17 protein-coding genes are annotated in these 20,614 nt (G+C 68.3%); 8 read left to right on the top strand and 9 right to left on the bottom strand.

Annotated features, from left to right (window positions below):
* Positions 1 to 41: 41 nt before the first annotated feature.
* The 6 genes from J8I34_RS10465 to J8I34_RS10440 form a co-directional block, all read right to left on the bottom strand.
* Positions 42 to 1,286: a 5-(carboxyamino)imidazole ribonucleotide synthase gene (locus J8I34_RS10465; RefSeq protein ID WP_209805986.1), complete on the bottom strand. Its 1,245-nt coding sequence runs from the start codon at positions 1,284 to 1,286 to the stop codon at positions 42 to 44.
* 41 nt (positions 1,287 to 1,327) lie between these two features.
* The gene (gene purE / locus J8I34_RS10460; protein ID WP_209805985.1) at positions 1,328 to 1,825 is read right to left on the bottom strand and encodes a 5-(carboxyamino)imidazole ribonucleotide mutase; all 498 of its coding nucleotides are present in this window, start codon (positions 1,823 to 1,825) and stop codon (positions 1,328 to 1,330) included.
* Between the two features lie 169 nt (positions 1,826 to 1,994).
* Positions 1,995 to 2,903 (bottom strand): phosphoribosylaminoimidazolesuccinocarboxamide synthase, encoded by a 909-nt coding sequence (locus J8I34_RS10455; RefSeq protein WP_029048145.1) that lies wholly within the window; start codon positions 2,901 to 2,903, stop codon positions 1,995 to 1,997.
* A gap of 240 nt (positions 2,904 to 3,143) precedes the next feature.
* Complete coding sequence (fba, locus tag J8I34_RS10450) at positions 3,144 to 4,208, bottom strand: class II fructose-bisphosphate aldolase (protein ID WP_029048146.1); 1,065 nt, start codon at positions 4,206 to 4,208, stop codon at positions 3,144 to 3,146.
* Positions 4,209 to 4,257: 49 nt separating this feature from the next.
* Positions 4,258 to 5,694, bottom strand: a complete 1,437-nt coding sequence (gene pyk, locus J8I34_RS10445; protein WP_029048147.1) for a pyruvate kinase — start codon at positions 5,692 to 5,694, stop codon at positions 4,258 to 4,260.
* Positions 5,695 to 5,753: 59 nt separating this feature from the next.
* Complete coding sequence (locus J8I34_RS10440; RefSeq protein ID WP_209768191.1) at positions 5,754 to 6,950, bottom strand: phosphoglycerate kinase; 1,197 nt, start codon at positions 6,948 to 6,950, stop codon at positions 5,754 to 5,756.
* Between the two features lie 356 nt (positions 6,951 to 7,306).
* Here J8I34_RS10440 and J8I34_RS10435 point away from each other — a divergent pair, with 356 nt between their 5' ends.
* Positions 7,307 to 8,413, top strand: a complete 1,107-nt coding sequence (locus J8I34_RS10435; protein ID WP_029048149.1) for a helix-turn-helix transcriptional regulator — start codon at positions 7,307 to 7,309, stop codon at positions 8,411 to 8,413.
* A gap of 104 nt (positions 8,414 to 8,517) precedes the next feature.
* Positions 8,518 to 9,654 carry a helix-turn-helix transcriptional regulator gene (locus J8I34_RS10430; RefSeq protein WP_209805984.1) on the top strand — a complete coding sequence of 379 codons (1,137 nt, stop codon included), beginning with the start codon at positions 8,518 to 8,520 and terminating at the stop codon, positions 9,652 to 9,654.
* 92 nt (positions 9,655 to 9,746) lie between these two features.
* Here J8I34_RS10430 and J8I34_RS10425 read toward each other — a convergent pair whose 3' ends face one another.
* Positions 9,747 to 10,766: a Bug family tripartite tricarboxylate transporter substrate binding protein gene (locus J8I34_RS10425; RefSeq protein ID WP_209805983.1), complete on the bottom strand. Its 1,020-nt coding sequence runs from the start codon at positions 10,764 to 10,766 to the stop codon at positions 9,747 to 9,749.
* Positions 10,767 to 10,917: 151 nt separating this feature from the next.
* Positions 10,918 to 13,908, bottom strand: coding sequence for a DEAD/DEAH box helicase (locus J8I34_RS10420; protein ID WP_209805982.1), 2,991 nt, complete (start codon positions 13,906 to 13,908; stop codon positions 10,918 to 10,920).
* 201 nt (positions 13,909 to 14,109) lie between these two features.
* Between J8I34_RS10420 and J8I34_RS10415 the strand changes: the two genes are divergently transcribed.
* The 6 genes from J8I34_RS10415 (at position 14,110) to J8I34_RS10390 (ending at position 18,733) form a co-directional block, all read left to right on the top strand.
* Positions 14,110 to 15,030 carry a branched-chain amino acid transaminase gene (locus J8I34_RS10415; protein ID WP_029048153.1) on the top strand — a complete coding sequence of 307 codons (921 nt, stop codon included), beginning with the start codon at positions 14,110 to 14,112 and terminating at the stop codon, positions 15,028 to 15,030.
* Positions 15,031 to 15,125: 95 nt separating this feature from the next.
* Positions 15,126 to 15,320 carry a zinc-finger domain-containing protein gene (locus tag J8I34_RS10410; RefSeq protein ID WP_010812205.1) on the top strand — a complete coding sequence of 65 codons (195 nt, stop codon included), beginning with the start codon at positions 15,126 to 15,128 and terminating at the stop codon, positions 15,318 to 15,320.
* Positions 15,321 to 15,456: 136 nt separating this feature from the next.
* The gene (gene waaF / locus J8I34_RS10405; protein ID WP_029048154.1) at positions 15,457 to 16,479 is read left to right on the top strand and encodes a lipopolysaccharide heptosyltransferase II; all 1,023 of its coding nucleotides are present in this window, start codon (positions 15,457 to 15,459) and stop codon (positions 16,477 to 16,479) included.
* Positions 16,480 to 16,497: 18 nt separating this feature from the next.
* Positions 16,498 to 16,938, top strand: a complete 441-nt coding sequence (locus tag J8I34_RS10400; protein WP_029048155.1) for a YybH family protein — start codon at positions 16,498 to 16,500, stop codon at positions 16,936 to 16,938.
* Positions 16,939 to 17,027: 89 nt separating this feature from the next.
* Positions 17,028 to 18,122, top strand: a complete 1,095-nt coding sequence (locus J8I34_RS10395; RefSeq protein ID WP_209805981.1) for a YheT family hydrolase — start codon at positions 17,028 to 17,030, stop codon at positions 18,120 to 18,122.
* Positions 18,123 to 18,166: 44 nt separating this feature from the next.
* Positions 18,167 to 18,733 (top strand): DUF2946 family protein, encoded by a 567-nt coding sequence (locus tag J8I34_RS10390; protein ID WP_029048157.1) that lies wholly within the window; start codon positions 18,167 to 18,169, stop codon positions 18,731 to 18,733.
* 27 nt (positions 18,734 to 18,760) lie between these two features.
* Here the strand turns inward: J8I34_RS10390 and J8I34_RS10385 are convergent, their stop codons facing one another.
* Complete coding sequence (locus J8I34_RS10385; RefSeq protein ID WP_209805980.1) at positions 18,761 to 20,590, bottom strand: beta-barrel assembly-enhancing protease; 1,830 nt, start codon at positions 20,588 to 20,590, stop codon at positions 18,761 to 18,763.
* Positions 20,591 to 20,614: the final 24 nt, after the last annotated feature.

The raw sequence follows: 20,614 nt of genomic DNA, 5'->3' as shown, positions 1-20,614 counted from the left end.
TCGAATCAGAGCGGGAATCAGAGAGGGAATCAGAGCGGGAATCAGAGCGGGATATGCAGTGCTTGCGCAGCGGCCGTAAAGGCGGCCTCGGCCGCCTCCGCATGCTCGCCGATGCAGTTGACGTGCCCCATCTTGCGCGACGGGCGCGGATCGTTCTTGCCGTACAGGTGCAGCTTGGCGCCGGGTTGCGCCACCACCTCGTCCCACGCAGGCGTGCGTTCCAATCCGAACTCGAACCACACATCGCCCAGCAGGTTCAGCATCTTGCCGGCCGAATGCTGGCGCGTGCTGCCCAGCGGCAGGCGGGCCATGGCCCGCACCTGCTGCTCGAACTGGCTGGTTTCGCATGCATCCATGGTGATGTGGCCCGAGTTGTGCGGGCGCGGCGCCATTTCGTTGGCGACCAGCGAGCCGTCGGTCAGCACGAAGAACTCGATGCACAGCACGCCGACATAGCCCATTTCCGTCGCGATGGCGGCGGCCGCGGCGCGGGCGCGGTCGGCGATCTCCGGCGAGACGCTGGTCGACGGCATTTCCGTCGAGAACAGGATGCCGTCGCGGTGCACGTTCTCCGCCAGCGGCCAGGTCGCAGTGGAGCCGTCCGCGGCGCGCGCGGCCAGTACCGAGACTTCATAGGCCAGCGGCAGCATCTGTTCCAGCACGCACGGCACGTGCTGCATCGCCTTCCACGCGGCGCGCACGTCGTCGCGCGTCTTCACGCGCGCCTGGCCCTTGCCGTCGTAGCCCATGCGCGCGGTCTTGAGGATGCCGGGCAGCACGTGGTCGGGCAGCTGGTCGACGTCGGCGTCGTGCTGGATCACCCAGTGCGGGGCCGTCGGCACGCCAGTACGCTCGGCGCAGGCGGCGAAGAACTTCTTCTCGCCGATGCGGTTCTGCGCGATCGACACGCAGTAGCCGCGCGGCGCGACAAACGAACCCAGTTGCTCCAGGCGGTCCAGCGACAGCGAAGGCACGTTCTCGAACTCGGTGCTCACCGCCTGGCACAGCTTGGCCATCTCGGCCAGCGCGGCCTCGTCGGTGTACTGGGCGCAGATATGCTTGTCCGCCACCGCGCCCGCCGGGCTATCCTGGTCGGGATCGAGCACGCACACGCGATAGCCCATCGCCTGCGCCGCATGCGTGAACATGCGGCCGAGCTGGCCGCCGCCCAGCATGCCCAGCCATGCGCCGGGCAGGATGGGCGCGTCGGGACGGTCGACGCCGAACTCGGCGCGCGATTCCGGCGTATGGGCTTCGGAGAGGTAGGGATGGATATCGGTCGGCATTGCTCGGTTCCGTGTGGGTCCGGAGAATTACAGCGGCAGCATTACAGCGGCAGCGTCATGGCACGCGCGGCTTCGGTCTGCTTCGCGCGGAAGGCATCCAGCGCAACGGCCAGCGCGTCGTCGGTGGTCGCCAGCGTGGCGATGGCATGCAGCGCGGCATTGGCGGCGCCCGCTTCACCGATGGCGAAGGTGGCGACCGGCACGCCCTTGGGCATCTGCACGATCGACAGCAGCGAATCCTCGCCGCGCAGGTACTTCGACGGCACGGGCACGCCGAACACCGGCACGATGGTCTTGGCGGCAATCATGCCCGGCAGGTGCGCGGCACCGCCGGCACCGGCGATGATGGCGCGGATGCCGCGGCCGCGCGCGGTCTCGGCATAGCGGAACATGTCGTCGGCCATGCGGTGCGCGGACACCACCTTAGCCTCGAACGGCACGCCGAAATCCTTCAGCATGGCCACCGCGTGCTGCATCACGTCCCAGTCGGAACTGCTGCCCATCACGACGCCGACCAGCGGCTTGTCTTGCTTGCTCACGTTTGATCCTTGCTTGTTTGCTCCCCTCTCCCGCTTGCGGGAGAGGGTCCGGGGGAGAGGGCCATGCGCCTCTCGACGCGTGGTGTCTTGCTAAACCACCCCTCACCCTACCCTCTCCCCATGCGGGGAGAGGGGAACACAGTCGGCTTACGGGAAGCCGGTGGAAACCTTACTTCAATTCTTCACCGGTCAGGCGCGTCAGCGCCTCACGATACTTTGCCGCGGTCTTCTCGATCACGTCATCCGGCAGTTGCGGCGCCGGCGCGGTCTTGGGCCACGGCTTGCCGTCGATGCGCACGGCTTCCAGCCAGTCGCGCACGAACTGCTTGTCGAACGACGGCGGGTTGGTGCCGACCTGGTACGAATCGGCCGGCCAGAAGCGCGACGAGTCGGCGGTCAGCACTTCGTCCATCAGCGTCAGCACGCCGTTGTCGTCCAGGCCGAACTCGAACTTGGTGTCGGCAATGATGATGCCGCGCGTGGCGGCAAATTCAGCCGCTTCCTTGTACAGGCGGATCGAGATCTCGCGCATCTGGCGCGCCAGCGCGATGCCGATGCGGGCCTCGACCTCGGCGAACGAGATGTTCTCGTCGTGCTCGCCCATCTCGGCCTTGGCGGCCGGGGTGAAGATCGGCTCGGGCAGCTTCTGCGCGTTCTGCAGGCCGGCGGGCAGCGCGATGCCGCATACCTTGCCGGTAGCCTGGTAGTCCTTCCAGCCGCTGCCGGCGAGATAGCCGCGCACCACGGCTTCGACCAGGATCGGCTTCAGGCGCTTGACCACCACGGCGCGGCCCCTGACCTGTTCCACTTCCGCCGGCGCCACCACGGTTTCGGGCGCGATGCCGGTCTCATGGTTCGGCACGATATGCGCCAGCTTCTTGAACCAGAAGTCGGCCATCTGGTTCAGCACGCGGCCCTTGTCGGGGATCGGCTCGCCCATGATGACGTCGAACGCCGACAGGCGGTCGGTGGTGACGATCAGCAGCTTGTCATTGCCGACGGCGTAGTTGTCGCGCACCTTGCCGTGGCCCAGCAGCGGCAGCGAGTTGATGGAGGACTGGTAGAGAGCGTTGGACATGATGTAGTTGGCAAATCGCCGTCCGGTTTGCTCCCCTCTCCCGCTCGCGGGAGGGAGGGGCTAAGGGCTGGGGGAGAGGGGGAGCGCATCAACGGGCACCGTGGCACGGGCAACCGCCTGCCCTCTCCCCCGACCCCTCTCCCGCAAGCGGGAGAGGGGAGAAAACAATACGGGGCTTCGTGCGGTAGCGAAGCCCCAGGCGTCAGCGTCGGCCCCGTCGGTGCGGGGCCAGGGCACTGCTTACTGCACGACCTGCGCCAGCTTGCCCGACTTGTACTGCTGCGCGACGTCGACCAGCGTGACCGGCTTGATCTTGCTGGCCTGGCCTTCGCAGCCGAACGAAATATAGCGCGCCTTGCACACTTGCTTGGCGGCTTCGCGGGCCGGCTTCAGGTATTCGCGCGGGTCGAACTTGCTCGGGTTCTCGACAAAGAAGCGACGGATCGCGCCGGTCATGGCCAGGCGGATGTCGGTATCGATGTTGATCTTGCGCACGCCGTACTTGATGGCTTCCTGGATTTCCTCGACCGGCACGCCGTAGGTTTCCTTCATGTCGCCGCCGAACTTGCGGATTTCTTCCAGCAGTTCCTGCGGAACCGACGACGAGCCGTGCATCACCAGGTGGGTGTTGGGGATGCGAGCGTGGATTTCCTTGATGCGGCTGATCGCCAGGATGTCGCCGGTGGGCTTGCGGGTGAACTTGTACGCGCCGTGCGAGGTGCCGATGGCGATGGCCAGTGCGTCCAGCTGGGTGGCCTTGACGAAGTCGGCGGCCTGCTCCGGATCGGTCAGCAGCATGGAGTGGTCCAGCACGCCTTCGGCGCCGATGCCGTCTTCCTCGCCGGCCTCACCGGTTTCCAGCGAGCCCAGGCAGCCCAGTTCGCCTTCCACGGTCACGCCGACGGCGTGGGCCAGTTCCACCACCTTGCGGGTGACGTCGATGTTGTAGTCGTACTCGGCGGGGGTCTTGCCGTCTTCGCGCAGCGAGCCGTCCATCATCACCGACGAGAAGCCCAGGTCGATCGCGCCCTGGCAGATCGCCGGCGACTGGCCGTGGTCCTGGTGCATCACCACGGGGATGTGCGGGTAGGCTTCGACCGCGGCTTCGATCAGGTGGCGCAGGAAATGCTCGCCGGCGTATTTGCGGGCGCCGGCCGAGGCTTGCATGATCACCGGAGCGTTGACCTCGTCGGCCGCCTGCATGATGGCCTGCACTTGCTCGAGGTTGTTCACGTTGAAGGCCGGCAGGCCGTAGCTGTTCTCGGCTGCGTGGTCCAGCAGCTGGCGCATCGAAACGAGTGGCATGTCTAACTCCTAAATAAAAATGGGGTGTCTCTACTTGTTCTGTCGGCGCTCAATGCCCCACCCTGACGATCTTCAGGGTGTTGGTTCCGCCCGGCTGCCCCATCGGTTCGCCGATGGTCAGCACGATGAAATCGCCGCGCTGTACCACGCCCTGCGCGAGCAGCAGCTCTTCGGCCTGCTCCAGCGCGGTGTCGCGGTCGGCGCTGGACTGCAGCGGCAGCGGCACCACGTTGCGGTACAGCTGCATCTTGCGCTGCGAGGCGAGGTTGGGCGTCATGGCGTAGATCGGCACATGGATGCGGTGACGGCTCATCCACAGCGCGGTGGCGCCGGAATCGGTCAGCGCGGCAATCGCCTTCACCTGCAAATGATAGGCGGTGAACAGCGCACCCATCGCCACCGACTGGTCGATGCGCGAGAAGGTCTGGTTCAGGAAGTCGGTGTCGAGCTGCACCACCTCGGACTTCTCGGCCTCGATGCAGACCGCGGCCATGGCCTCGACGGTCTCGACCGGATAGCGCCCGGCGGCGGTCTCGGCCGACAGCATCACCGCGTCGGTGCCGTCCAGCACGGCGTTGGCCACATCCGACACCTCGGCGCGCGTCGGCACCGGGTTGACGATCATGCTTTCCATCATCTGCGTCGCGGTGATGGTGAGCTTGTTGGCTTCGCGCGCCAGCTTGATCATGCGCTTCTGCAGCGCCGGCACGGCGGCATTGCCGACTTCAACGGCGAGGTCGCCGCGCGCCACCATGATGCCGTCGGAGGCCTGCAGGATCTCTTCCAGCACGCCCGGGTGGATCGCTTCGGCGCGCTCGATCTTGGCGATCATGCGGGCCTTGTGGCCATGCGGCTGTCCGGCCACGGCGGCCAGCTGGCGCGCCATTTCCATGTCGGTGGCGTTCTTCGGAAAGCTGACCGCGACGTAGTCCGCGCCCAGGGCCATGGCGGTCTTGATGTCGTCCATGTCCTTGGCCGTCAAGGCCGGCGCCGACAGGCCGCCGCCCTGGCGGTTGATGCCCTTGTTGTTGGACAGGTCGCCGCCGATGCGCACGGTGGTGAAGATCTCGGTGCCGAGCACGCGGTCCACCACCAGCACGATCAGGCCGTCGTTCAGCAGCAGCAGGTCGCCCGGACCGACATCGCGCGGCAGGTCCTGGTAGTCCAGGCCAACGCGTTCTTCATTGCCGAGCTGGCAGGCGGAATCGAGGACAAAGGGATCGCCCGGCTTGAGCGTGATCTTGCCGTGCTCGAACTTGCCGACGCGGATCTTGGGGCCCTGCAGGTCGGCCATGATCGCCACCTCGCGGCCGCAAGCCTGGGCGGCTTCGCGCACCAGCCGGGCGCGGTCGATATGGTCCTGCGCGGTGCCGTGCGAGAAATTCAGCCGCACCACGTCGACCCCCCCGGCAATCATGCGCGTCAGGATCTCCAGCGAGCTGGAGGCGGGGCCGATGGTGGCGACGATCTTGGTGGAACGGGTCATGCGCGGGTTTCCTTGGTGAAGGACAGTGGCCCGGCATGGCGCCAGGCCCGGCGGATGCTTCAGCCTGCAGCGCGTTGTTCCAGCACTTCAAAGGCGGGCAGCTTCTTGCCTTCCAGGAATTCCAGGAACGCGCCGCCGCCGGTGGAGATATAGCCGACGCGGTCGGCGATGCCGTACTTGGCGATGGCGGCCAGCGTGTCGCCGCCGCCGGCGATCGAGAATGCCTTCGAATCGGCAATGGCCTCGGCCAGTACCTTGGTGCCGTTGCCGAACTGGTCGAACTCGAACACGCCCACCGGGCCGTTCCAGACGATGGTGCCGGCGGCCTTCAGTTGCCCGGCCAGAAGGGCGGCGGTCTTGGGACCGATGTCCAGGATCATGTCGTCGTCGGCCACGTCCTTGACGTCCTTGACGGTCGCCGCGGCGGTCGCGCTGAATTCCTTGGCGCAGACCACGTCGACGGGAATGGGCACCGAGGCGCCGCGCCCGGCCATGATGTCGATGATGGCCTTGGCATCGCCGACCAGGTCGGCTTCCGCCAGCGACTTGCCGATCTTCAGGCCGGCGGCCAGCATGAAGGTGTTGGCGATGCCGCCGCCGACGACGAGGTTGTCGACCTTGTCGGCCAGCGACTTCAGGATGGTCAGCTTGGTCGAGACCTTGGAGCCGGCCACGATCGCCACCAGCGGCCGGGCCGGCTGGCCCAGCGCCTTGCCCAGCGCGTCGATCTCGGCGGCCAGCAGCGGGCCGGCGCAGGCAATCGGGGCGAACCTGGCGATGCCATGGGTGGTGGCCTCGGCGCGGTGCGCGGTGCCGAAGGCGTCGTTCACATAGACGTCACAGAGCTTGGCCATCTTCTGCGCCAGCTCGTCGCTGTTCTTCTTCTCGCCCTTGTTGACGCGGCAGTTTTCCAGCAGCACCACCTGGCCGGGCGCGACCTCGACGCCGTCGACCCAGTTCTGCACCAGCTTGACCGGCTTGCCCAGCAGCTCGGACAGGCGCGTGGCGATCGGCGCCAGCGAGTCTTCCGGCTTGAACTCGCCTTCGGTCGGGCGGCCCAGGTGCGACGTGACCATCACCGCGGCGCCGGCGGCCAGGCAGGCCTCGATCGCGGGCACCGAGGCGCGGATGCGGGTGTCCTCGGTGATATGGCCGGCGTCGTCCTGCGGCACGTTCAGGTCGGCGCGGATGAACACCCGCTTGCCGGAGATTTTGCCTTGGGAAATCAGATCGGAAAGACGCAGGACAGTGGTCATGACGGTGAAAGGCGCGAGATTTCGCTGAAAAATCGGGGAAACGGGGATTTTACCTGATCGCGGTCGACGCTTTGGCATTCCGGGCGGCAATGGACTTGCAATGTGCATCAACGTACACAATGACATTTCCCACCGGCCTGCACGCCCCACGAAAGAAGGGTCAAGTGGACGTCCCCCTGCCCCCCCGAGTGCGGTAATGTATGCAACGTCTGCTAAAACAGACACGCGCTGACAGCAGAGCCGGTAAGGCAAACGGCCAGGATCGCACCAGGCGGATAACAACAAGGCATGCCGGCGTGCGTGGGCGCACAGCCGGCGCCGCGCATTATCTTGTCGCGAATGCAGGGGGTAATCAGATGAACGAAGCCGACATGCACGGAGCGATCCGTGGCTTGTACGAGGGCATTCTCGATCCGGGTGCCTGGCAGCAGAGCCTGCGCACCCTGACCGATATGGCCGGCTCGGCGCACGCCTCGATGATGGTCTGGGACACGGTACGCGACCAGGTCACCGTCAATGAAATCGTCAATCCGGTGGTGGAGTTGTTCACCGAGTACGAATCGGATTTCCAGGCCATCGATCCGGCCAAGCACTTCGCACCGCGGCTTCAGCCGGGCGCGTGGTACGTCGACGCGCGCGAGCTGGGCGAAGGCGCCATGGCGCGCCACCCGTTCTACCGCGATTTCTTCCACCGCTACGACCTGCGCTCCTACGTGGCATGCCTGGTCGCGCGCCAGCCGCACTACGAAGTCTATTTCTCGATGCAGCGCGGGCGCACGCAGCCGCTGTTCTCGACCGACGACACCCGCGGCATGGACTGGATCATCCCGCATATGCGCAGTGCCATGTCCATGCGCGACCGCACGCTGGGGCTGACCGTGCTGGCGCGGCTGTCGTCGCAGCTGGTGGAGCGGCTCAACTTCGCGCTGCTGGTGTTTTCGCCGCAGCGACAGGTGCTGCTGGGCAATCGCGCCGGCGAACGCTGGGTGCGGCGCCTGGACCCGGCGGGCAAGGTCTCGGACTGGACCCTGTCGCGGCCCTTCGGCGAAATGCTGGCCGCGGCTTGCGACCCGCAGCGCGCGGTGGCCGCCCAGGCCGCGCGCGCCACCGACGGCAGCGGCGCCAGCGCGCAGGTGATCGTGCTGCCGCTGCCGCCCTCGCACGCCTTTGCCGCGCAATGGCAGGAGCCGGCGGCCCTGGTGGTGGTGCACGAGCATGACAACGCGCCGCTGTTGCTGGCTCCCGTGCTGCGCGACCTGTACGGCCTGACGCCGGCGGAAACGCGGCTGGCGACCCAGCTCGCCGGCGGCCAGGGCCTGCCCGAAGCCAGCCAGCAGCTGAACATCCGCCACGAAACGGCGCGCACGCAGCTCAAGGCCGTCTTCCACAAGACCGGCACCAACAGCCAGGCCCAGCTCACCCACCTGCTTTCGCGCCTGGGCGCGGCGCTGGAAGGGGCCTGAATTACACCCTCGCGCGGTACACCGGCCGGCAACACACCGGCAGCCCTGGCACAGCCGCGCAAAGAAAGTACCAAAAGTACAAAAAAGAAGAAAGAAGAAAAACCATGAGCGACACGCCGATGCATGACACCATCCGCGCGCTGTACGAGGGAATCTTTGACGCCGATGCCTGGCGCCGCAGCCTGGGCGCGCTTTGCCAGGCCAGCGACAGCTCGCATGCGCTGCTGCTGGTGCGCGATACGGTCCACGAACGCGTGCTGGTGAACCAGGTGGTCAATCCCGTTCCCGAAGCAGTGGCCGCCTATAGCGAATACTACGAGACCATCGACCCGGCCCTGCCCTTCGCCCAGCGCATGTCGGTGGGCAACTGGTATATCGATTCGCGCGAGCTTGGTTCGCAGGCGATGCGCCACTCGCCGTTCTACGGCGAGTTCCTGCACCAGTTCGAGCAATCGTCGGTGATGGCCTGCCTGATCGAGCGCAAGCCGCACTATGAAGTGTTCCTGTCGCTGCAGCGGCCGCTGGGCGGCAACCAGTATTCACCCGAGGACGCGCGCGCGCTCGACTGGGCGATTCCGCATGTGCGCCACGCCATGGCGCTGCGCGACCGCACGCACCAGGTGTCGGCGCTGGCGCATGCATCGAGCCAGTTGCTGGAGCGGCTGCCGTTCGGGGTGATCGTGTTGCGGGACGATGGCAAGACGCTGCTGGCCAACAGTACCGGGGAGGCGTGGGTGCGGCGGCTGCTGCCGGCGGTGTCGATCGAGACCAGCGCGGCGGCGTCTGCCGCGGGCGCGCGGCCTGAAGAATGGCGGCTGTCACGGCCGTTTCCTGAGGCATTGAAGGCCGCGTGCGATCCGGGCAATACGCAGCCGGCGCAGGCGCTGCGGGCGGTGGATGGCAGTGGGCGGCAGGCGCAGGTGATCCTGTTGCCTTTGCCGCCGGCGCATCAGTTGTCGATGGATTGGCAGCGGCCCAGCGCGCTGGTGGCGATCCATGAGCCGGGAGTCGTGCCGATGACGCTGCCCGCTGTGCTGCGGGACTTGTATGGGCTGACGCCGGCGGAGACGCGCCTGGCGCTGCAGCTGTCAACGGGGATCGGGCTGCCTGAAGCTTGCGAGCAGATCGGGATTCGGCGGGAAACCGGGAGGACGCAGTTGAAGGCGATTTTCAACAAGACTGCTACCGGGACGCAGGCGCAGCTGGCGCATTTGCTGACGCGGTTGGGAGTTAGGGCTTAAGGCACCCGCTTGTCTGCTCCCCTTTCCCGCCTGCGGGAGAGGGGCCGGGGGAGAGGGCCGGAGCTTCAACGAAGTGAAGCCCTTGCCTAGCCTCAATCGATCGAAGCCCCCACCGTCTTCACCACCCCCGCCCACTTCTGCCGGTCCGCCTTGACGGTAGCCTTGAATTGCTCCACCGACTCGATCCGCGGCGTATTGCCGGCATCGACCAGCTTCTGCCGGATCGACGGCGTTTCCAGCGCGACCTTGACCGCGCCGTTGATCTTGCGCGCGATCTTCGGATCCAGGCCCTTGGGCCCGAAGAATCCAAACCAGATGGTGCTGTTGTAGCCGGCGACGCCGCTCTCGGCAATGGTCGGCACGTCGGGAATCACCGGCACGCGCTTGCTGGTGGTCACGCCCAGCAGCCGCACCTTGCCGGCACGGTATTGCGGCAGCACGCTCTGCACCTGGTTGAAGATGCAGCAGACCTCGCCCTTTAGCACGGCCTGCAGCGCATCGGGGCCGCCCTTGTACGGTACGTGGGTCATGTCCAGGCCCGCGCGGGCGTTGAATTCGGCGAAGGCCAGGTGCGTGCCCGTCCCGTTGCCGGTCGAGGCATAGTTGTACTTGCCCGGATTGGCCTTCACCTTCTCGATGAATTCCTTCACCGTCTTCACGTCGATCACGGCCGGATTGACGGTCAGCACGTTGGACACTTCGACCAGCGGCGCCACCGGCGTGAAATCGGTGTCGGCGTCGAACGGCAGGTTCTTGTACAGCGCCGGGTTGATGCCGTGCGTGGCCGCGGTGCCGAGCAGCAGCGTGTAGCCGTCAGGCCTGGCATGCGCCACCACTTCGGAGGCGACGTTGCCGCCGGCGCCCGGACGGTAGTCATAGATGATCGTGGTCTTGAGCGACTTCTGCAGCGATTCCTGCAGCGCGCGGCCCACCATGTCGACGCCGGAGCCGGCGGTGAAGCCCATCAGGATCGTCACCGGCTGCGTCGGCCACTCGCCCTGCGCCCGGGCGGGCGCGCTCACGGCAGCGGCGGCGCACAGGGCGGCCATGCCTGCGGCCAGGCGGCAGGTGGAACGGAAGGACAAGCGCGGCAGGCGGGACGAAATGGGCATGGGGGCACCGTCAGGAAAAGTCAGCACAAAAAAAGGCCGGGGTCTGAGCCCCGGGCCAGTGCCACAAGATAGCAAGGATCCTGCCAAAACCCAACGAACCAGTTCGCTTGAAGGTATGCCGTGGCGGCATATGGTGCGCATGGCGTGGCGCTCAGCGGCGCAGCAGGCCCACCAGTTCGTCGATATCCGGCAATGGCGCACCGGTTCCCGCGGCACGTTCGTCATCCGCCTCCAGCAAGCCGTCGGCCAGCGCGCGCTTGTCGCGGTGCAGGTCGACGATGCGCTCCTCGATGGTGCCGGCGCTGATCAGCCGGTACACCGTCACCGGGCGCTGCTGGCCGATACGGTGCGCGCGGCCCATGGCCTGGTCCTCGGCGGCAGGGTTCCACCACGGGTCGGCGATGATCACGTAGTCCGCAGCGGTCAGGTTCAGGCCGAAGCCGCCGGCCTTCAGGCTGATCAGGAAGACATCGCCCTCGCCCGCCTGGAAGGCGGCCACGCGGCGCGTGCGCTCTGCCGCCGGCGTGGCGCCGTCCAGGTACTGCAGCGCCAGCCCGGCGCGCTCCAGGCCCTGGCGCAGCAGCTGCAGGAAATCGACGAACTGGCTGAACACCAGCGTCTTGTGGCCACTGGCGGCCAGTTCGCCGGCCAGTGCCACAAAGGCGCGCAGCTTGGCGCCCTCTTCCAGCTGGCTGGCGATTTCCGGCGTGGCCAGGCGCGGGTCGCACGCGGCACGGCGCAGGCGCATGATCTGCGCCAGCACATGGATGCGCGCCTGTGACTGCTGCTGCGCCTGCGCGAGGGCGCGCGCCTTTGCCCCCGCCGGCGCGTCTTGCGTGGCCTTGCGCGCGGCCTCCACCCGCGCCAGCGCGGCTTCGGCCTGGGTCTGCGCTTGCCGGCGCAGCGCTTCGTAGTGCGCGGCTTCCACCGCTTCGGGCTCGACCCGTATCACCAGCTCCGTGCGCGGCGGCAGTTCGTCGAGCACCTGTGCCTTGGTCCGGCGCAGCACGAAGGGCGCGATCATGCGGCGCAGGCGCTGGCGGGCCTCGCGCACGCCGCCGCGCTCGATCGGGTTGGCGAAATGCTCGTTGAAACGGGCCAGCGAGCCCAGCAGACCCGGGTTGCAGAAGCGCATCACCGACCACAGCTCGGCCAGCCGGTTTTCCACCGGGGTGCCACTCAGTGCCATGCGGAAATCGGCGCGCAGGTCGAACATCGCCTGCGCGCGCCGCGTGATGGCATTCTTGAACGCCTGCGCCTCGTCGGCGACCACGGTGTGCCAGTCGCGCGCGCAGAAATCCTGGCGCGCCTGCTGCAGCAGCGTGTACGAGACGATCACCAGGTCTTGCGGCCCGGCCTGCTCCAGCAGCGTGTCGCGCGCAGTGTCTGCCCCCTCGGCATAGACGTGGACATTGAGCGTGGGCGCGAAGCGGCGCGCCTCGGCGGCCCAGTTGCCGCACACCGAGGTGGGTGCGATTACCAGCGCGGCGCCGCCGGCCGCGCGCGCCACCAGCACCGCCAGTGACTGCACGGTCTTGCCCAGGCCCATGTCGTCGGCCAGGCAGGCGCCCAGCCCCGAGGCGGCCAGCGTCATGGCCCAGCGGTAGCCGGCTTCCTGGTACGGGCGCAGTTCCGCCGCCAGCGTGGCGGGCACGGTGATTTGCGTGTCGCGCGCCGCGCGCAGGCGGGCGATGCGCTGGCGGAAATGCGCGTCGGGATCGACGCCCGCGCCGGCGAGCACGTCGTCCAGCCACGGCGTGGCCATCTGCGGCACGCGGATGCCGTCGGGGATGCGCTCGGCCACCGCGGCCAGGTCGCGCAGCTGGCCGCGCAGTGCCCGCGTCAGCGCCACGTAGACGCCCTGCCCCATCGGCACGAAGCGGCCGGCGTGGCTGCCGGTCCAGTCGATCAGCTTGCCCAGCTCCAGCACCAGCCCTTCGGCCACGCGCAACTCGCCGGCCAGCCGGTACCAGGCGCCGCGGCTTTCGATATGGACGCCGAGCTGCGGCAGGTCGGCGGCGACGATGCGGATTTCCTTGCCGCGCGGCCATTCCACGGCCTGCACCGCGGGCAGGCCGGGCAGCGCTTCCAGCACGGCCAGCGCGTCCTCCGGGTCGTCCAGTGTCCACGTATATTCGCCGCCCGGCGGCGACTGCGTGACCAGCACCGGCAGCGCGGCGAAGACCTCGGCCACGCTGGCCAGTTCGGCATCGAGATCGCGCTGCGTGACCAGCGTCTCGCCCCGTACCGCGGCCATCAGGCGTTCCCTGCCCGCGCCCGGCGCGAGCCTCGGCCCGAGCTGGCCCAGCGGCGTGACCACCAGCCGCATCGTGATGCCGCGCCCGGCCACGCCGCCGATGGGCGCGACCTCGGCACGCAGCCTCGCTTCGGCTTCGACAGGGCGCGTGCCGGCGGCCTGGTCGGCATGGACCTGGAAGTGGCCGGCCAGCGCCCGCAGGGTGCGGTCGAGCTGGGCCTGGCCGTCCTCCGGGATCGCCAGCCCGTCGCCGATCAGCCGCGCGGCGTCGAACTGCGCCGGGGTGAAGCGAAGCACCTTGAGCCGGTGCGGCCCGTCGCGCAGCACCGTGACCTGGCGCAGCGCCTCGGCCTCCTGGCGCGCCGCGGCGGGCAGCAAGGCCTCCATCGCCGGCGCCTCGCGCAATGGCGGGTACAGGCGCAGCACGAAGCGGCCGGCGCTGTGCACGGCCTCCAGCGCGGGCGCGTCCTCGACCACCTCCAGTGTCTGCGACGTCGCGTGGGCGAGCACCACGGCCGGATGGCCGACCAGCGCCATGGCGGCCGCCGCGCGATCCAGCACATAGCGCCGGTTGTGCGAGGCGTCGCGCCGGATCGCGCGCGCGATGCGTGCGTCCCACGGCTCGAGCCGGTCATCCTCGGCCACGCGCGCCAGCGTTACGGGCTTCGGCTTGCCCCAGCCGCGCGCGCCGCGCACCTGCTCGAGCGGCTCGAGGGTGGCCACCGCGCCGTCCGGTTCCAGCGTCAGCGCCCACAGCAGGCGGCGGCCGCCCTCGCTGGCAGCGGCGGGTTCGGCGCTGGCGAGCGCGCGCAGCGCTTCCAGCGCCTGCTCCCAGCCAGGCTGGCCGGGTTCGGCATGCGGGTCGGAATGTGTGGTCAAAGGCACGAGGGAACGGACTGGCGTCGGGACGGGCGCGGACGATGCGACCGGCGAGCCGGCAAACGCACGGAAATGAGGATTCTAGTCCGCCGCTGCCCCTTTTTCTCCCGCATTCCCCCGCCCTCCCCCCGCCGCTCGCGTTGGCACCCATGCCCCCCGGGCTTACAATGTCGTTTTTGCTACTTTCACGGCGCTGGGAGAATAGACATGTCGATGGCGGATCGCGACGGCAAGATCTGGATGGACGGCAAGCTGATCGAATGGCGCGACGCCAAGATCCATGTGCTGACGCATACGCTGCACTACGGCATGGGCGTATTCGAGGGCGTGCGCGCCTACAAGACGCCCGAAGGCACCGCCATCTTCCGGCTGAAAGAGCACACCCGCCGCCTGTTCAACTCCGCCAAGATCTTCCAGATGGCCATGCCGTTCGACGAGGCCACCCTGGAAGCCGCCCAGCGCGAAGTGGTACGCGCCAACAACCTGGAATCCTGCTACATCCGCCCGCTGGTGTGGATCGGCTCGGAAAAGCTGGGCGTGTCGGCCAGGGGCAACACCATCCACGTTGCGATCGCGGCGTGGCCGTGGGGTGCCTACCTGGGCGAGGAGGGCATGGAGCGCGGCATCCGCGTGAAGACTTCGTCGTTCACCCGCCACCACGTCAACGTGTCGCTGGTGCGCGCCAAGGCCAGCGGCTACTACATCAACTCGATCCTCGCCAACCAGGAAGCGACCGGCCTGGGCTACGACGAAGCGCTGCTGCTCGACACCGAAGGCTACGTCAGCGAAGGCTCGGGCGAGAACGTCTTCATCGTGCGCAACGGCGTGATCTACACCCCGGACCTGGCCTCGTGCCTGGACGGCATCACGCGCGACGCCACGCTGACCATCGCGCGCGACCTGGGCATCGAGGTGCGCGAGAAGCGCATCACCCGTGACGAGATGTACTGCGCCGACGAAGCCTTCTTCACCGGCACCGCCGCCGAAGTCACGCCGATCCGCGAGCTGGATGACCGCATCATCGGCGAAGGCCGCCGCGGCCCGGTGACCAAGCAGATCCAGGACGCGTTCTTTGCCGCCGTGGGCGGCACCGACGAAAAGTACAAGAAGTGGCTGACGCTGGTCTGAGCACCGGCCGCCAGCCCTCGTGCCCCGCACCCGCCGCCGTGCGCGCGGGGCATGCCTTGTTTTGACGAACAACAAGCCTCAATCCCCGCAACACCATGACGCAAACCGCCACCATCATCGAAATCGGCGCCGAAGACATTCCGCTGCACTGCCCGACCGCCAACACCCCGGCCTGGAACTACCACCCGCGCGTGTTCCTGGACGTGGCCGACACCGGCGAAGCCAAGTGCCCGTACTGCGGTACCGTCTACAAGCTCAAGCCGGGCACCGTGCTGAAGGGCCACCACTGACCCGAGCCGCCGGTTTTCGCACGACCCTGACGCTCCGGGCCGCCAGCAGGCGCCCCGGGGCGTTGCTGTTGCCGGCGATTGCGCCGGCGCCCATGTCTGCGATCGTGCCGGCGAACCGGCTTCCCGCGCCCCGCCCATGAAGAAAGCCCTCGTCATCGCCCCCAACTGGATCGGCGACGCCCTGATGGCGCAGCCGCTGTTCGCGCTGCTCAAGGCGCGCCATCCGCGCCTGGTCATCGACGCGCTCGCGCCCAAGTGGGTGGCGCCCGTGCTCGCGCGCATGCCCGAGATCGGCCGCGTATTCCCGTCCGACCTGGCGCACGGCAAGCTGCAGCTGTCGGCGCGGCTGATGTTCGCGCAGCAGCTCAAGAACGAAGGCTACGACCTCGCCTACGTGCTGCCGAATTCGCTCAAGTCGGCGCTGATCCCGTGGCTGGCAGGCATTCCGCTGCGCATCGGCTACCGTGGCGAAGCGCGCTTCGGCATGCTCAACGTGCGCCATGCCAACCCGCCGCGCGACCACCGTCCGCCGATGGTCGAGCACTATGCCCGCCTCGCGCTCAAGCCCGGCGCGCGCCTGCCCGAGAACATCCCCGAGCCGCGCCTGCGCGTCGACCCGGCGCGCATGGCGGCGACCGCGGAGCGCTTCGGCATCGCCCCGCACACGCGCGTGATCGCGTTCTGCCCGGGCGCCGAATACGGCCCCGCCAAGCGCTGGCCTGCCGGCCACTTCGCCAGGCTGGCGCAGATGCTGCGGCGCTCCTACCCGTACGCGCAGATGATCACGCTGGGCTCGGCCAAGGACGCCGAGATCGCCGCCGAGATCGTCAAGGACGCGCCGTTCGTGCGCAACCTGTGCGGGCAGACTTCGCTCGATGACGCCGTCGACCTGCTGGCGCTGTCCGAGGCCGCGGTCTGCAACGATTCCGGCCTGATGCACGTGACCGCGGCACTGAACCGCCCGCAGGTGGCGGTCTATGGATCGAGCGATCCGCGCCACACGCCGCCGCTGTCACAGGCTGCGAGTATCATGTGGCTGCAGCTGGAGTGCAGCCCGTGCTTCAAGCGCGAGTGCCCGCTGGGCCACCTGCGTTGCCTGAAAGAGATCGAACCCGAAATGGTCTTCGTTGAGCTGCGCAAGCTGCTGCACCGGCCCTGATACCCTGACACTGCCACCATGCCTCGTTTTGCCCGCCTGTTCGATTCTGCCGAAGACATCGTCGAAGCCTTCCGCGAGGCGCTCAAGCTGCGCGATGCCGAAGCCGCGCTGCGCCTGTGGCTGGACGAGGATTCGATCACCTGCGTGCTGCCCGACGGCCAGCGCATGATTGGCCACGAACAACTGCGCCAGGCGTTCTCGCAGCTGCTGGAAGAGCAGCCGGTGCTGGTCGACGCGATCGAAACCAGCAGCCACGCATCGATGGCCGTGTCGATTTTCGACGTCACCGAGGCGCTGCGCTTTGGCAGCGACCGGGTCGAAGCCGACCTGTACGTGCACACCACCTATGTGCTGATGCAGAACCACGAAGGCTGGCGCCTGGCCCATATCCACTGCAGCCCGGCCAACGCCGTGCAGGTAGCCGCGGTGGCCGCGGCGCCCGGCCAGGCGTTGCACTGAGCCTGCCGGGCCGCGCGGCCCGGCTGCAACCGGGCAGGGCTGCGAGAAGGCAAGAACGCAAGACCGCTAGACCGCATTACCGAGCTGGCATGACGCAGCGCCCCGACCTCCTGACGCATCGTTTGCCTGTTGCCGCCACGCCGCCCGAGCATGGCCACGGCTACGGCGACGGCATCGCCATGCCCTGGTGGCTGCGCGGCGGCCATGCCCAGACCATCATCCCCGCCCGCTTTTCGCGCCGCCCGCCGCGCGTTGCCTATCGGCGCGAGCGCTGGGACACGCCTGACGGCGACTTCATCGACCTCGACTGGACCACCCACCCGCTGCGGCCGGACACGCCGCTGGTGGTGATGTTCCATGGGCTGGAGGGCGATTCAAACAGCCACTACGCGCAGGCGCTGATGCACGCGCTGGGCACGCGCGGCTGGCAGGGCGTGATCCCGCATTTCCGTGGCTGCTCCGGCGAGCTCAACCTGGCGCCGCGTTTTTACCACTCGGGCGATTCGGCCGAGCTGCGCTGGGTGCTGGAGCGCGTGCACCGCCAGCACTGCGCCCATGGCCGCAAGCTGCTGGTGGTCGGCATCTCGCTGGGCGGCAACGCGCTGCTGCGCCTGCTCGGCGAAGACGGCAACAGTGCCGGCCATGTGCACGCCGCCGCCGCGATCTCGGCGCCGCTGGACCTGGCCGCGGGCGGCGCGGCGCTGTCGGCCGGCTTCAACATGCTCTATACGCGCATGTTCCTGCAGACCCTCAAGCGCAAGTCGCTGGCCAAGCTGCAGCAGTTCCCCGGCCTGTTCGACCGCGAGGCGATGCTGGCCAGCCGCGACCTGTACGCGTTCGACAACGTGGTCACGGCGCCGCTGCACGGCTATGCCGATACCGACGACTACTGGCGCCGCGCCGCCAGCAAGCCGGTGCTCGGCGCGATCGCCGTGCCCACGCTGGTGCTCAATGCGCGCAACGATCCTTTCCTGCCCGGGCGGCACCTGCCCGGCCCGACCGACGTCAGCCCGCAGGTCTGGCTGGAACAGCCGGAGCATGGCGGCCATGTCGGCTTCATGACCCCGGATGAAGGCTGGCGGCGCCATCTGTGGCTGCCCGACAGCCAGTGGGGCGTAGCCTTCGGCGGCCACATCGAATGGCTGCCGGCGCGGATCCTGCGCTTTTTCGACAGCATGATGTAAAGCCGCCGGCGGCGCGTGCCGCCCGGGCGGCAGAGGAGAAGGAGATGGACGACATCGTCAGGCAAGCCATGGCGCGCTGGCCCAACGTGCCCAACGCCTATGGCTGGCTCGCACTGGACCGGCGCGGGCAGTGGCGCCTGCGCAATGAATACGCCCAGCAGCACGGCTTGTCCGGCGAGCCGGTGCGCAACGAAGCGCTGGTCGCCTTCATCGAACGCAACTACCTGTGCGACGAGCGCGGCGCGTGGTACTTCCAGAACGGGCCGCAGAAGGTGTTCGTGGCGCTGGCGTACGCGCCGTGGATCGTGCGGCTGCACCAGCGCGCGTTTTGCACGACTTCGCGGCAGCCCTTCACGCTGCAGGCCTGCTACGCCGACGACAATGGCAACGTGGTGCTGTCAGGGACGGTCGACGGCGTGGATGGCACGCAGGCAGCGCTGCTGCACGACCATGACCTCGAGACCTTCAGCGGCAGCAGCACCTGGCATGGCGAAGCCTGCGGCACCGAACTCGGCCTGTTCCACCACGACGGCCGCGACCTGCCGATCGAGCCCATCGCGGAAAGCGAGGTGCCGAAGCGCTTCGGCTTCGTGCGCCAGCCGGCGGCCTGACGCCGACCGGCGCTGACCGGGCCGGCCTCAGTTCGGCATGCCCTTGCTGTCCTGCTTGTCCTCGCGGTACTGGCGTTCCAGCTGGTGCAGGCGGGCGTCGACCTCGGACAGCGTATAGAAGTCACCGTCTCCGGCCTTGCGGGCGATCTGCAACTGTTCGATCGCGGCCTGGTAGGCGCCGTCCATCGCGTACTTCTCGGCCAGCGCCTGGTGCTGCTGTACCCGCTTGCCCTGGCCGGCGTACGCGCGCGCCAGCATCTCCCACCAGTCGCTGCGGCTGGTTTCCTGGCGCGTGCGTTCGCGCAGGAAGCGCACCGCTTCGTCATAACGGCCCGAGCCAATCAGGGTCTCGGCATAGACGACCGATACCGCATGAGAGAGCGGGAAGCCTTTCATCGACGCCGTGGCCTGTGACAGCGCCTCCGGCACGCGGCCCTGCGTGCGCGCCAGCTGGATCGCCATCACGTCTAGCATGGGGCTGCCCGAGCTGGCGCCGGGGATGGTGCCGTACAGCCGCCGCGCCTCGGCCAGTTCCTGCTCGGCGGCGGCGGCACGGCCGAGGCGCTGCTCGGTGAAGGCAAGGCCGTAGTGCAGCGCCGGCGCGCGCAGCGCCGAGGCGCCCGGCAACTGCGCGCGCAGCGCGTTGCGCAAGGCCTGCAGGTCGCTCGGCGACGATTCCTGGATCACGCGCGCGCGCATCCGTGCGAACTCGTACTCGGGCGTATTGGGCACCTTGCGCGCGTTGGCGTGGCTCACGCGGTCCTGCATGTCGGCAAGACGCTCGGAAGTCAGCGGGTGGGTGCGCACATAGGACGGCACCGAGCTTTCCGAGATGCCGGACACGCGCTGCAGCCGCGCGAAGAAATCGGGCATGCCCTGCGGGTCGAAGCCCGCCGCGGTCATGATCTGGAAACCGACGCGGTCGGCCTCGCGCTCCGCGCCGCGCGAGAACGACAGCTGGTTCGCAACGGCGGCGCCCTGCCCGCCCATCGCCAGCGCCGCCGCGGCATCGGGGCTGCGCGTGGCGGCGAGGCCGGCCAGCACCATCGACGCCAGCGCGATCCACATCGACTGGTCTTGCGACGTGATGCCGCGTGCGATATGGCGCTGCATCACGTGGCCGATTTCATGGCCCAGCACCGAGGCCAGTTCCGACTCGGTGTCGGACTGCACCAGCAGCCCCGTATGCACGCCGATATAGCCGCCCGGCAGCGCGAAGGCATTGATGCTGCGGTCGCGCACCGCGAACAGGTCGAAGCCGGTGGCAAAGGTGCCGGCTCCGGTCGAGCCCGAGATGCTCTGCCGCCGCGCCGCCTGCACCAGCCGGTAGCCGAGCGCGTTCAGGTAATCCGACAGCAGCGGATCCGGCACGTACAGCGGATCGCGGCGGATATCGCGCATGATGCGGTCGCCCAGGCGCTTTTCCATGTCGGGCGACAGCGATGCCGTGGACGGGTCGCCCAGGTCAGGCAGCTGCACCCCGCCGCTTTCCACCACCGCGTTATTGGTGCGCAGGCCGAACTCCGACTTCTGCCCGGCCTTGATGCTGCGGTTCAGGTTGTCGTAGACCTGGTCGCTGGCCTCGCCGGACAACGATGGCACCGGCTGCGGCGCGCGCGTGGACGCCGCCGGCCTGGCCGGCGCTACAGCGGCCGAGGCCGGGGCTGCGGCCGCTGTTCGCGGCGTCGCCTGCGGCCACGCCGGCGACGCGATGCTCAGCGCCAGCAGCGCCGCCAGCGACCGCCGCCATGGCGACCCGGGGCGGCCGCGATGTGACGCCGAACCGGCAGGCGCGGCATCCACAGCAGCACAACGGCCGGGTGCGGCAGACCTGCGAAGCGATGGTTGTTTTGGCATGTTGCTATGATAGCGGCCTCCGGT

Origin of the sequence: Cupriavidus phytohabitans, assembly GCF_017815025.1 — a bacterium.
GTDB lineage: Bacteria > Pseudomonadota > Gammaproteobacteria > Burkholderiales > Burkholderiaceae > Cupriavidus.
This window is presented reverse-complemented; position numbering and strand designations above follow the sequence as displayed.